This is a genomic window from Mangrovicoccus algicola (assembly GCF_014903745.1).
Classification (GTDB): Bacteria; Pseudomonadota; Alphaproteobacteria; order Rhodobacterales; family Rhodobacteraceae; genus Mangrovicoccus; species Mangrovicoccus algicola.
Genome location: NZ_JACVXA010000095.1, coordinates 1 through 12,164 on the forward strand (window position 1 = coordinate 1; position 12,164 = coordinate 12,164).

Genomic DNA, 12,164 nt, shown 5'->3' on the forward strand with positions numbered 1-12,164 from the left:
CGGCCTGGCCGGGATCGGCGCGCTGGCGCTTGGTCCGCTCCTGGCGCTGCGCCTCGCGGCGCGCGCCTTCCTCCGCTGGGCGGTGGCATTCGGGGCCCTGCAACGGCGGGCGATCATCGCGGGCGGCGGCGCGGCCGCCGAGGTCGTGATCCGCGCGCTGGAGGGCGCGCGCAGCGATGACATCCGCATCGTCGCCCTGTTCGACGACCGCGGCGACTCGCGTTCGCCGCAGCAGGTTCTGGGCGTGCCGCGAATCGGCAGTTTCTGGCATGTGCTGAGCTTCGTCGCGCAGGCCGAGATCGACATGGTCATCATCGCGCTGCCGCTGGAGGCGGAGGACCGCATCCGCTGGCTCCTGGCGGCGTTCAAGGCGCTGCCCCACCAGATCCACCTGGCCGGGTTCCAGCCCGGCGGCGGGTTCCGCGACGGACGGGCCGGCGGGCTGATCCTGGCGCGCCAGGCCAGCTACGGCACCGGGCGGCGCTGGCGCAAGCGGGCCTTCGACCTCCTCTTCGGCAGCCTCGCCCTGCTGCTGCTGTCGCCGGTCATGGCGGCGGCGGCGCTTGCGATCCGGCTCGACTCCCCCGGGCCGGTCTTCTTCACCCAGTGGCGCCACGGGCTGGCCGGGCGGCATATCCCGGTGCTGAAATTCCGCAGCATGTATCATGACCGGGCCGATCACGGCGGCACCCGCGTGGTGCGCCGCGGCGGCGATGCGCGCGTGACCCGGGTGGGCGCCTTCCTGCGGCGCAGCTCCATCGACGAGCTGCCCCAGCTTTTCGGGGTCCTGCGCGGCGACCTCTCGCTGGTGGGACCGCGCCCCCATGCGCTGGATGCCCGGTCCGCGGGGATGGATCCCTTTGCCGAGCTCGTGGAGGATTACGCCTCCCGGCACCGCCTGCCGCCGGGACTCACCGGCTGGGCCCAGATCAACGGGCTGCGCGGGGGCATCGACGCCCCGGAGCAGCTGCGCGCGCGGGTCGCCCATGACCTGTACTACATCGAGAACTGGTCGCTCTGGTTCGACCTGCGCATCCTGCTGCGCACGCCGCTGGCGCTGCTGGACACGCGCAACGCCTACTGATCCGGCGCGGACGCCCCGCGACGGCCGCGGATGCGCGCCCGGGCCGGCCGCGGGGTCAGGCGGCGGGCGCCGTCCAGTAGCCCGAGAAATAGCCCTCGGCCGCCTGCAATCCGAACCTTTCGCGGAACAGCGCCTTGGCGCGGCGCGCCTGGTCGCGTTCGGCCGCGAACCACACGAAGCGGCTGTCCTGCCCGCCGGGAAGCGCGACGGCGGAGGCCGCCTCCAAGAGGCCGGGCCCGGCCCCGCGATCCAGCCAGGTCACGCGGATCCCCCGCGGCGCCTCCAGCGGGACGCGATCGCCCGGATCGCCGGTCTCGAGAAAGACATGCCCCTGCCGCCCGGCGGGGGAATGCGCCAGGATGCGGCGGATCGCCGGAAGCGCGGTCTCGTCCCCGGCCATCAGGATCCAGTCGCCCGGCGGGAAATGACCGCCGCCCGGCCCCGACAGGCCGATCCGCGCGCCGGGCGCGACGCCCTGCGCCCAGTCGGTGGCCAGGCTGCCGTCATGCTCGTAAAGGTCGAAGCTCATCGTTCCGGCCGTGGGATCGATCTCGACGATGGTGTAGGCCGGCGCGTGCAGCGCATCCTCGCCCTTGGGCCAGATGCTGCGGCCGCGGTCATCGATCACCGGCCAGACCGGCGCGCGCCCCTCCGGCGGCAGCAGAAGGCGGAAATGCATGCCGCCCTCGGCAAAGACCGCCATCTGGTCCGAGCGGACCGCCACGCGCAGGAAATTCGCGCCGATCCGGGTCACGCCCTCGACCTCGGCGAAGATGATGTTCGACGGCAGGCTGCCCGGAACCGGGCCGCCGACCCAGTCCATCCGCCCGGTCAGACCCTCGGCGGCATGGTCGATCAGGTGCAGCACGGCCTCGCGCAAGCGCAGCACCTGGCGCTGTTCGGAGGCGGCGACGCGCACCCGGAACATCCCGTCCTCGAGCGCCATGTCCACGCGGCCTTCCTCGCCCTCGATCCACAGGGCTCCGGGCCCGGTTTCGGGCTGGCGGCCATGTTCGCGCATCTCCTGCGCCAGCCGCTCCATCAAGCCTTCGGGAAAGGGCCCGCGTGCCTCGCCGCGGGATTCGGGGGTCACGGTCATCGCCGGCTTCCTTCCGTTGTCCTGTCTCTGCAACATCTGGCTTGCGTCGGGCGGTTCGGCGGAACCGGCGCGCTGGCGGCATCCGGACCCGCCGGATGCCGCCCGTTCCATCAGAACCGCTGGGTGAAGGCAAGCTCCAGGTTGCGCGGCTCGCCGTAGAAGTTGAACACCGACGGGCCGCCCACGCGGCTGTAATAGGTCTCGTCGAAGACATTGTTGACGCTCAGGCGGATATCGCTCTGCTCGGTCACCTCCCAGCGGGCCATCAGGTCGACCACGGTATAGCCGGGCGCCTCGATCTCTCCGGTGCTGCTGACCGACTTGAAATCGCTCATGTAGGTCAGCCCGCCGCCCAGCGTCAGCCGGTCCAGCGCGCCGGGCCCGAAATCATAGCTGCTCCACAGCTGGACCATGTGCTCGGGCGTGTAGCCCTTGAACACGTCGCCATCCATCGGACCGTCCGTGTATTTCATCTCGGTATAGGTATAGCCGCCGAAGACCTGCCAGCCGGGCAGCACCTCGCCCGAGAGTTCCAGCTCCACGCCGCGGCTCTCGACATCCATCGCATAGTAGTCGCGGGTCCCGGTCTCCACCTCGGCGCGGTTGTCCTCCTCCAGCTGGAACAGCGCCAACGAGGCATTCAGCCCGTCGAAGAACCGTCCCTTGGCGCCGATCTCGACCTGGTGGCCCTCGGCCGGGTCGATCAGCCTGTCATTGACGTCGGTTTCGGTCTGCGGCTGGAAGATCGAGGTATAGCTGGCATAGAGCGTCACCTGCTCCGTCACGTCCCAGGTCAGCCCGCCGAAGGGGGTGAACCGGCCGTTCTCGCCGATATCGTCGGTCTCCTCGTTCGTATCCAGATCGGTGGCGGTCTGGTCATACCAGGTGAAGCGCCCGCCCGCGATCAGGTTCAGCCCCTCCAGCGGCGAGACGCGCAGCTGGGAATACAGCCCGTAGCGTTCGGTCTCGGTCTCCTCGCGCGACGACCAGCTGACATCGGGCCGGTCGACATCCGACACGTCCCAGTCATTCAGGTCGAAACTGCCGGCGATCGTGCCCCGCGCCGAGTACAGCCGCGATTCGACCTTCTGGTAATCCGCGCCGACGATCAGGTTGCCGGTGGTGCGGCCGAAATCGAAGGGCAGGCTGGCATAGGCATCCAGCGCCAGGCTGTCCTCCTTGTACTGCTGCGCGAGCCAGGACAGGTTGGTGACGGTGTCATCCTCATCCGCGGCGCTGGCGCCGTAGGCATAGAGGAAATCGACGTCCCGGGTCGAATAGCGGCCCGAGAATTTCAGGAACCCGCCGCCATCCAGCTCGTGGCGCAGCTCCAGGAGATAGTCGTCGACGGTATTCTCGAACTCGTTCCAGTCCGCCATGGTGGTGGTGGAGCGGTCGACATCCAGAAGGTCCAGGTCGCCATCGGTGGGCAGGCCGTTGAACGGCGTGATGTCCCGTTCCATGTGGCTGATCGTGAAGGTCAGCTCGGTATCGGGGGTCACGTCCCAGGCGACGGTGCCATAGGCCTGGGCGACGCCGTTCTCCTGCTGGTCGACGAAGCCGTCGCCATCCTCGTAGGCAAAGACCGCCCGGCCCCGCAGCGTCCCGCTGTCATTCAGGCTGCCGGTGACATCCGCCTCGGCGCGGCCGCGCCCGAAGCTCTGGCCCGAGAGGCTGACATAGCCGCCGAAATCCCGCTGCGCGCGCTTGAGGCTCATATTGACCGCGCCGCCCGGCTCGCCGGTGCCGATGAACAGCCCGTTGGGCCCCTTGAGGATCTCGACATGGTCGACGATCGACAGGTCCGGCTGGGTGCCGTAGATCGAGGAAAGCGGTGCGGGCAACCCGTTGAAATACAGGTAATCCATCTCGAAGCCGCGCACGTAGAGCGACGAGCGACCCGAATCGTTGGTCAGCACCCGCATCCCCGGCGTCTTCTGCAGCGCCGTGTCCAGCGAGGTGAAGCCGCGATCGTCGATCTGCGCATCGGTGATGACCGTGGTGGACATCGGGATCTCGCGGATGTCGCGGACCTCCTTCTCGCCCACCGAGACCTGGTCGGTGGTCAGGCTGCCCGTGCCTTCGGTTTCGTAGCTGGAACCGCGGATGACGACATTGTCGAGGACCACGGCCTCCTGCGCCGCGGCGGGGGCGGCAAGGCAGGTCGTCGCGAGGAACAGGTGGCGAAGGCGAAGGCGGCGCACGGGCGGGACTCCTTGTGAGGATCGAAAAGACAGAGTATTCCTATCGATTACTGGTCCGGTTTCGCGCCGAAGGACAGGGCGCGATCTTTGCAGGGCCGCCAGATATCTTTGCGCGCGCGCCGGGAGCCGACATTTGCGTGACCGGGGCGCGATCACGAAGGGGCAGCGCATGACGCCGCTATCGGCACAGGAGATCGGCAACCGGCTGGACGGGCGCATGGTGGCGCTGCGCTTCGGCTCGGGCCTGGCGCTGCACACGCTGGAGGCCACGGCGCGCGAAAGCTTCGAGGTGCAGGCGGTCCGTCCGCCCGGCGTGATCCTGCACTGCTTCCTCGACGGGCGCACCGATGCGCGGCTGTCGGGGCGCGCGATGGGGCTGGGCCGCAGCGGCGGCGCCGCTCCGCGGCTGGTGCTGACCGCCACGCAGGAGCCCGAGCCCTTCCGCCGCTGCAGCCGCGCCGGGGATTACGTGCGCAAGGTCAATATCCGGATGGACCCGGACTGGATGGCGGCGCGCGGCCTGGTCCTTCCGGCCGGAACGCGGCGGCGCAGCCTGCCCCTGGGCCCCGGGGAGGTCGCGGATTTCGAACGCCTGCTGCGGCTGTCGCAGGGGGCCGGTCCGGTTGACCGGCTGGAGGCGGAGGCGCTGGCGCTGATGCTGGTGGCGCGCGGCTTTGCCCGGCTTTGCCCGGGCGCCGATCCCGTGCCGCCCGCCCGCGCCCCCCATGACCGCCAGCGCCTGGCCCGGATGGAGGCGCTGATCCATGACACCACCCGCCCGCTGCCCGGGCTGGAGGAGATCGCCCGCGAAGGCGGCGTCAGCCTCTCCACCCTGCGGCGGCTGTTCCGGCAGACCCATGGCTGCACCGTGCAGGCCCATGTCCGGCAGGTGCGGCTGGAGGCGGCCCGCCGGGCGCTGCGCGCCGAGGCCGTGCCGGTCGCCGAGGCCGCGCGGATCGCGGGCTATGGCAGCGCGGCGAATTTCGCCACCGCCTATCGCCGGGCCTATGGCGAACCGCCCTCCGCCAGCCGCCGTCCGCCCCGCCCGGCGCCTGCACGGGATTGAAACGCGGCGCTACATGCGCTATGTATCCCTAAAGGATATCGCATGTAGGAGATCGCCTTCCATGACCGGTCCTGCCCTGCCCCCCGCCCCGGAGGCCGCGCCGCTGATGCGCGATGCCCGCATCGAGGCGCGCATGCGCGATGCCCGCGAGGTCGAGGTGGCGCTGACCCTCACCGCCTCCGACCTGCCCGCGCAGGCGGCCGACGCGCTGCAGGGCCGCCTGGCCGACCGGCTGGAGGCGGCGCTCAGCCGCGAGTTCGGACAGCTGGTCGCGGCCTATCGCGCGCGGCTGGAAGAACAGCTGGCCAAGGGACAGGATGCGGCGCTGCGCGAGGCGCTGAACCGGGTGCGGCTTCAGACCGGGGTGCTTGCCGGGCTGCCCATGGCCGACCAGGCGGAGGCCTGCGAGCTGCTGGGCCTGTCGCTGGCCAATCCCTCGGCCACCATGCGCCGCAAGGAGCAGAAGGGCGAGATCCTGCGCTTCACGCTGGAAGGGCGGGCGCGCTATCCGCTGTTCCAGTTCGATGCCGAGGCGCAGCGGCTTCATCCGGCCATGTCGGCGATCCTGGCGGAGCGTCCGGCGGGATGGAGCGATTTCCGCCTGCTCTACTGGCTGACCCGGCCGCACCGGGCGCTTGGCGATGCCACGCCCGCCGCGCGGCTGGGCCGCGATCCCGGGGCGGTCCTGGCGGCCTTCCGCGATGCGGCGGAGCCTGCGGATCACGGCTGATGGACTATCGCATCGCCCTGCCCGGCCCCGCGCGGCTGCGTCCGGGCGGCGCGGTCCTGGAGCGGCTGGCGGCGGGCACGCGTCTGCACCGGATCCATCCCGCCCGCTACGGCGCCGCCCAGTTCAATGACAGCGCCCGCGGCAATGCCCGGTTCTCGCCGCTGCGCGATGCCGCCGGAACCCTCGTGCCGACGCTCTATGCCGGGGAGGGGTTCGACTGCGCCGCGGCCGAGATCATCCTGCGCAGCCCCGACCTGCCCGCCACCGATCCGGCCACCGGGCTGCCGCCGCTGGCCATCGCCTTTCCCGCCGATTTCACCGCCCATGCCCATAGCGAGGTGACGCTGGCGCGCGACCTGCGGCTGGTCGATCTGGGCATCGCCGGACAGCGCGGCCTGGGGGTGGATCACAACGCCCTGCTCGGGGGGCCGATGGCCAGCTATCCCGCGACGCGGGCCTGGGCGGCGGCGATCCATGCCGCGCTCCCGGAGGCGGAGGGGCTGATCTATCCGTCCCACCAGCTTGGCCCCGCGCGGGCGCTGATGCTTTTCGGCGACCGGGCCGGCGATGCGGTGATCCCCGGCCCCACCCGCCCCGTCGCCGGGGCGGCCTGCCATGCCGCGATCCTGGCGCTGGCCGACCGTCTGGGCATGGAATATATCGACCTGTGAGGCGCCCCCTCAGGCGGCCGTGTCCAGCTCCGCCGCGACGCTGGCGCGGAAACGGTCCATGCGGCTGAGGATTTCCTCCGCCCCGATCTCCAGCAGCCCCAGCGCGGAACTGGTCTCCGCCCATTCCGCCGCCAGCAGATCCGGCGCCTCGCCGAGGCTGCGGCCATAGCTGGGCACGATCTCGCGCAGCCGGGCCTGCCAGGCGTCGCCTGCCAGCCGCTCGGGGAAGGCACGGCCCAGCAGCTCCAGCATGATCGGCGCGGCGGTGGAGGCCCCCGGCGACGCGCCCAGAAGCGCGGCGATGCTGCCCCCGGCATCGGTGACGATCTCGGTGCCCAGCTTCAGCTCGCCGCCGCGGCCGGGATCCTTGCGGATCACCTGCACCCGCTGCCCCGCCTGCCACAGCCGCCAATCGGCATCCTCGGCCTCCGGGTAATAGGCGCGCAGCGCGGCCATGCGGTCCTTCGCGGTCAGCAGCAGCTGCCCGGCGAGATACTCCACCAGCGCGAAATTATGCACCCCCACCTGCAGCATCGGCATCAGGTTGCGCCCGGTGATCGACGAGGGCAGGTCCCACAGCGATCCTTCCTTGAGAAACTTGGTGGAGAAGGTCGCGAAGGGCCCGAACAGCAGCATGTCGCGCCCGCCGATGCAGCGCCTGTCCAGATGCGGCACCGACATGGGCGGGCTGCCCGCGGCGGCCTTGCCATAGACCTTGACCCCGTGGCGGCGCACCACCTCGGGCGTCTCGCAGACCAGGAAGGACCCCCCGACCGGGAACCCGGCATAGCGCCGCGCCTCGGGGATGCCCGACATCTGCAGCAGGGGCAGCGCGCCGCCCCCCGCGCCCAGGAAGACGAAGCGCGCCTCGATCACCTCGGGCGCGCCGCCGCGGGTCGCGGCAGTGGTCACGCGCCAGCCGCCCGCGGGATTGCGCCGGATCCCCGTGACCGTGCGGCCGGTGCGCACCGAGACATTCGGGCGCGCCGCCAGCGCGGCGACGAACTGGCGGGTGATCTCGCCGAAATCCACGTCGGTGCCCTGCGGCGCCCAGGTCGCCGCGACCGGCCGGGCAGGATCCAGCCCCTCGACCATCAGCGGCGCCCATTCGGCGATCTGCGCGCGATCGGTGGAGAACCGCATCCCCGCGAAAAGCGGGTTGCCGACCAGCGCGCGATAGCGGCGGCGCAGGAAATCGACATCGGCCTCGCCCTGCACGAAGCTCATGTGGGGCGCCGCCGAGATGAAGCTCTCGGGGCGGTTCAGCACCCCGGCGCGCACCTGGTGGGCCCAGAACTGGCGCGAGACCTGGAACTGCTCGTTGATCGCCACGGCCTTGGAGATGTCGACCGACCCGTCGGGCCGCTGCGGGGTATAGTTCAGCTCGCACAGCGCGGAATGGCCGGTCCCGGCATTGTTCCAGCCGTTGGAGCTTTCGGCGGCGACATCCTCGAGCCGTTCGGCCACCTCGATGGACCAGTCCGGCTCCAGCTCCTGCAGCAGCACGCCCAGGGTCGCGCTCATGATCCCGCCCCCGACCAGAAGAACATCCACCTGGCGCGCCGCCCGACGTTTCCTGAACTCCATCGCAGGCCCTTTCTGTACTGCCACGGCGCGGAAATTATGCATGCGCAAGAATCTTGCAAGCGCCGCAGCGCGGCACCGTCACAACCTGAAGCTGTTCCCGGAAAAGTGATGACCCACACCGGCCGAACCAAGACGTTGAAAACGCTTTGATGAATCAACCCGCCGCGATATCGCGCTGCGGCATTTGCTAGAATCCCCGCTCAATTCTGCAGGGCAACTATGCATGCAGGGCATGGCACGCGCCCAGCCCTGCACCCTGCGCAGGGCTGTCACGGCGGCGTATTGGTCAGATCACCTGTCCGGAGCCCCGCGCGCCGCCGCGAGTCCCGGCGCGGATCCGCTCAGCTGCGGCAGCCTGCCGGCGCATGGACCAGCCCCGCGCCGAAGATGTCGTCCTTGCCGCGCGGTCCCAGGTCGGTGGCCGCGCGCGCCAGGTGGCGGCGGACCGCGGCGACCGGCACCCCCTGCCCGAGCGCGGGATCCGCGGCGATGGCGGCGGTGACATAGGGCGCCGCCGCCGAGGTGCCGCTGAGGATCCGCATCCGCCCGCCGGAGCGCACGACGATATCGACCCCCGGCGCCGCCAGGTCCAGGTAGGATCCGTGCACAGCCATCGGATAGACTTCCGCATCGCGATCCACCGCCGTCACCGCCAGCACGAAGGGCAGCGCGGCGGGATAGCGCGGCGGCGAGGCGGGGCCGGAATTGCCCGCCGCCGCCACCAGCACCATGCCCTCGGACGCGGCCTTGCCCAGCCCGCGGTCGATCAGCTTGTTATAGGGGCCCGCGAGGCTGACATTGACCAGGTCCACGCCCGATTGGGCCATCCAGTCCACCGCCCGCAGGATCGCATCCACCCCGGCGACATCGCCCGCCCCGCGATCGGGATCCACCACGTCGGCGCTGAGAAGCCGCCCGCGGCTCAGCCGTCCCTCGCCGATCAGCAGTTCCGCCATGAGCGTGCCGTGATCGGTGGCCGGGGGCGCCTCGGAGGCGCGGAACCGGCGCTGCTGCACCGCGCCGGAGGCCAGCAGCCCGCTCTGCGCCCCGATCCCGGCATCGATCAGACCCACCTGCCGCGCCGCGGCGCAGCCCGCCGCAGGCCAGCCGATCATCGCCCCGGCGAAATCCCGGCCCGTCCCGGGCGAGGCGGCCGCCGCCTGCTGCAGGCGGAAGGCATGGTTCGCCCCGGCGGTGACGCCCGGCTCCAGCGCCTCGATCTCGGCGATGGCCTGCGGGATGGTCCGGCCGGCGGGAATGCGCAGGCTGATCAGCGTCTCGTCGATCCCCGCCAGCGCATCCGTGCGCTGCAGCACATATCCCAGGGCCTCCGCCCGCGCGATCAGCGGCGCGGGCGCGCCCGCGGTCAGGACCAGCAGCTGCCGGTCATCGACGATCTCCGGCGCGGCCCCCGCCGCGGACGGGGCCTGGGTCGCGGACGGGGTGACCCCCGGGGGGGCGCATCCGGCAAGGGCGGCAAGGCAGGTGGACAGGGCAAGCGCAAGGCGGATGGAAAAGGACATTGGGGGCTCCGGCGGGAACGGCAATCGGTGGCGGCATGATACCCGGCCCGCCGCGTCTGGGAACCCCCCGCGCCCGCCGCCCTGCCGGCCGCGCCGATTGAACCCACTGGCCAGCGCGTGCGACACATACCATGATAGCGCCAGACCGGGCCCCCGCCCGGCAGCAGGAAAGGGCAGGACATGGCAGGCCGACCGCAACGTTTCTCCGAGGATGCGCTCCTGGCCTTCATCCGCGGCGAGGCCCCGCCCGACCAGGCGGCCGAGATCGCCGCCGCGCGCGAGGCCGATCCGCAATTCGCCGCCGAGCTGGGGGTGATGGCGGCGCTGGGACCGGCGCTGCGCGACGGCGACACCGTCCAGCCCCCGGGCGAGCTGGCCTGGCGCAGGCTGGAGGCGCAGATCCGCCGCGAGACCCCCGCCGCCGCGCCCGTCCCCGCCCGCGCCCGGCAGCTGCGGATGTGGCAGGCGGCGTCGGCGATCTGCGCGGTCGCGGCGCTGGGACAGGCGGCCTTCCTGGCAACCCGTCCCGCGGCGCCCGGATACCAGACCGCCTCCGGCCCCGCGGCCGCGGCCCATGTCCTGGCAGTGGCATTCGATCCGGCCGCGACCGAGGCGCAGATGCGCGCGCTGATCCGGGCGGCGGGGGCCGAGATCACCGGCGGCCCCGGCGCCGCCGCGCTCTACCGGCTGGGCTTTGCCGACGAGGCCGCCCGCGAGGCCGCCCGCGCGATGCTGGACGCGGATCCGATCGTCGCCCTCGTCGCCGAGGAATGAGCCTCAGCGCGACAGGCAGCGCATCAGCAGCTTGCGCGCGTGGAACAGCCGGGTCTTGACCGTGCCCTCGGCCACCTGCTCGGCGGCGGCGATCTCGGCGACGCTCATCTCCTCGAAATAGGCCAGCTGCACGGCGGCGCGGTGACGCTCGCCCAGCTTGGCCACGCAGTCGCGCACCCGCTGCGCATCCTGCGCCGCCGCCAGCGCCGCCTCCGGGTCGGGGGCGTCATCGGGCAGCGTGTCATCGGGTTCGGCCAGCTCGGTGCGGGCGCGCTTGCGGATCAGGTCCACCGCCTTGTTGCGCGCGATCGACAGCATCCAGGACCGCACGGCGGAGCGCCCGCCGAAGGTCGCGGCATTGCGCCAGACATCCAGCATCGTGTTATGCAGCACATCCGCCGCCTCGGCCGGATCGTTCAGCCGCGACCGGGCAAAGCGTTCCACCACCGCCGCATGCCGCAGATAGAGCGCCCGCATCGCGGTCATGTCCCCCGCCGCGATGCGCGCCAGAAGCTCCTGGTCGCCGGTTTCCTCGTCGCGCGCGCTCATCTGTTCCGACCCCCGCCGCACTGTCCCGCGGCAGAATGGCCGATCCGCCGCGCGCTGGCCAGCCCTCCCGTCCCGCCTGCGGCGCCGGGACCCGCCCCGCCCCGGCCCCGCGGCAGGCGGCGGCAGCTTGCAGCCGCAGGCGAAGCTGATACCCAGTCCCGACCGAGGAGGATTGCCGATGCCGCGCCCGCAGACCCAGCCGAACCTGCAAGCCACGCCCGGCGCGCTGCGCCGCGCCTTTGCCGGGGGCATTGCCGCGCAGCTGCTGACCATCGGCATCGCGCGCTTCGCCTATACGCCGCTCCTGCCTGCGATGCAGGCGGAGGCGGGGCTGTCGCCGCGCGCGGCCGGGCTGCTGGGCGCGCTGATCTACGCGGGATACCTGGCCGCCGTGCTGCTTCTGTCGGGGCTGCGCCGCCCCGGCCACCGGCTGGCAGTCTACCGCGCCTGCCTGGTCCTTGCCGTGGCCAGCACCGCCGCGATGGCGATGACGGACCGGCTGTGGATCTGGGGCCTCGCGCGGTTCCTCGGCGGCGCCGCCGGGGCCGGGGGAATGCTGCTGGCGGCGGAATTCATCCTGGGCTGGCTGCGCGCCCGGGGCGCCCGCCCCGAACTGGGCCCGCATTTCACCGGGCTGGGCCTGGGCATCTGCCTCAGCGGCCTGGCCGTTCTGGCGCTGGACCCGCTGGCCGGGTGGCGCGGGCAATGGGCGGGCTTCGCGGTTATCGCGCTGCTGCTGGTGCCGGCCGCCTGGCACCTGGTGCCGCGCCCCGCTTCCGCCGCCGGTCCGCCCCGCGCCGCGGGCCCCTCCCCGGCCGCCGCGGAAGGCGGCGCCGGCAGGCGCTGGTTCGCGCTGTTCGGGGCGGGCTACCTGCTG

Annotated in this window: 11 protein-coding genes; 6 read left to right on the plus strand and 5 right to left on the minus strand. The window is 72.0% G+C overall.

From position 1 onward, the window contains the following. Positions 1-1,084, plus strand: a 1,084-nt coding sequence (locus ICN82_RS19795; protein WP_193186641.1) for an exopolysaccharide biosynthesis polyprenyl glycosylphosphotransferase, incomplete at its 5' end; no start/stop codon positions are given. 55 nt (positions 1,085-1,139) lie between these two features. Here ICN82_RS19795 and ICN82_RS19800 read toward each other — a convergent pair. After that, a complete protein-coding gene (locus ICN82_RS19800) occupies positions 1,140-2,183 on the minus strand; it encodes a siderophore-interacting protein (protein ID WP_193186644.1) in 1,044 nt (347 codons plus the stop codon). A 110-nt stretch (positions 2,184-2,293) separates the two neighbouring features. Next, the gene (locus ICN82_RS19805) at positions 2,294-4,387 is read right to left on the minus strand and encodes a TonB-dependent siderophore receptor (RefSeq protein ID WP_330999038.1); all 2,094 of its coding nucleotides are present in this window, start codon (positions 4,385-4,387) and stop codon (positions 2,294-2,296) included. Between the two features lie 169 nt (positions 4,388-4,556). Here ICN82_RS19805 and ICN82_RS19810 point away from each other — a divergent pair, with 169 nt between their 5' ends. The 3 genes from ICN82_RS19810 to ICN82_RS19820 all read left to right on the plus strand — a co-directional run bounded on the left by ICN82_RS19810 (position 4,557) and on the right by ICN82_RS19820 (position 6,854). Continuing rightward, complete coding sequence (locus ICN82_RS19810; protein WP_193186650.1) at positions 4,557-5,453, plus strand: helix-turn-helix domain-containing protein; 897 nt, start codon at positions 4,557-4,559, stop codon at positions 5,451-5,453. A 61-nt stretch (positions 5,454-5,514) separates the two neighbouring features. After that, complete coding sequence (locus ICN82_RS19815) at positions 5,515-6,183, plus strand: antitoxin Xre/MbcA/ParS toxin-binding domain-containing protein (RefSeq protein WP_226898632.1); 669 nt, start codon at positions 5,515-5,517, stop codon at positions 6,181-6,183. Next, entirely contained in the window at positions 6,183-6,854 is a 672-nt protein-coding gene (locus tag ICN82_RS19820; RefSeq protein ID WP_193186656.1) for an RES domain-containing protein, read from the plus strand. The genes ICN82_RS19815 and ICN82_RS19820 overlap by 1 nt, the downstream gene beginning before the upstream one ends. A 9-nt stretch (positions 6,855-6,863) precedes the next feature. Here ICN82_RS19820 and mqo read toward each other — a convergent pair whose 3' ends face one another. Continuing rightward, entirely contained in the window at positions 6,864-8,483 is a 1,620-nt protein-coding gene (gene mqo, locus ICN82_RS19825; RefSeq protein WP_193186659.1) for a malate dehydrogenase (quinone), read from the minus strand. Positions 8,484-8,782: 299 nt separating this feature from the next. Beyond that, on the minus strand, positions 8,783-9,964 hold the full coding sequence (locus ICN82_RS19830) for a S8 family serine peptidase (protein WP_193186662.1): 1,182 nt from the start codon (positions 9,962-9,964) through the stop codon (positions 8,783-8,785). A gap of 180 nt (positions 9,965-10,144) precedes the next feature. On the opposite strand from ICN82_RS19830, the gene ICN82_RS19835 reads away from it, so the two are divergent. Then, positions 10,145-10,738: a hypothetical protein gene (locus ICN82_RS19835; RefSeq protein ID WP_193186666.1), complete on the plus strand. Its 594-nt coding sequence runs from the start codon at positions 10,145-10,147 to the stop codon at positions 10,736-10,738. 3 nt (positions 10,739-10,741) lie between these two features. On the opposite strand, the gene ICN82_RS19840 is transcribed toward ICN82_RS19835, so the two are convergent. Then, the gene (locus ICN82_RS19840; protein WP_193186669.1) at positions 10,742-11,287 is read right to left on the minus strand and encodes an RNA polymerase sigma factor; all 546 of its coding nucleotides are present in this window, start codon (positions 11,285-11,287) and stop codon (positions 10,742-10,744) included. 178 nt (positions 11,288-11,465) lie between these two features. Between ICN82_RS19840 and ICN82_RS19845 the strand changes: the two genes are divergently transcribed. After that, a partial coding sequence (locus ICN82_RS19845) for a YbfB/YjiJ family MFS transporter (protein ID WP_193186672.1) occupies positions 11,466-12,164 on the plus strand: 699 nt, incomplete at its 3' end.

Excerpts from the sequence above, each read along its gene's own strand:
- ICN82_RS19800 (WP_193186644.1), bottom strand. The coding sequence starts at position 2,183 with ATGACCGTGACCCCCGAATCCCGCGGCGAGGCACGCGGGCCCTTTCCC.
- ICN82_RS19810 (WP_193186650.1), top strand. The coding sequence starts at position 4,557 with ATGACGCCGCTATCGGCACAGGAGATCGGCAACCGGCTGGACGGGCGC.
- ICN82_RS19815 (WP_226898632.1), top strand. The coding sequence starts at position 5,515 with ATGACCGGTCCTGCCCTGCCCCCCGCCCCGGAGGCCGCGCCGCTGATG.
- ICN82_RS19820 (WP_193186656.1), top strand. The coding sequence starts at position 6,183 with ATGGACTATCGCATCGCCCTGCCCGGCCCCGCGCGGCTGCGTCCGGGC.
- mqo (WP_193186659.1), bottom strand. The coding sequence starts at position 8,483 with ATGCATAATTTCCGCGCCGTGGCAGTACAGAAAGGGCCTGCGATGGAG.
- ICN82_RS19830 (WP_193186662.1), bottom strand. The coding sequence starts at position 9,964 with ATGTCCTTTTCCATCCGCCTTGCGCTTGCCCTGTCCACCTGCCTTGCC.
- ICN82_RS19835 (WP_193186666.1), top strand. The coding sequence starts at position 10,145 with ATGGCAGGCCGACCGCAACGTTTCTCCGAGGATGCGCTCCTGGCCTTC.
- ICN82_RS19840 (WP_193186669.1), bottom strand. The coding sequence starts at position 11,287 with ATGAGCGCGCGCGACGAGGAAACCGGCGACCAGGAGCTTCTGGCGCGC.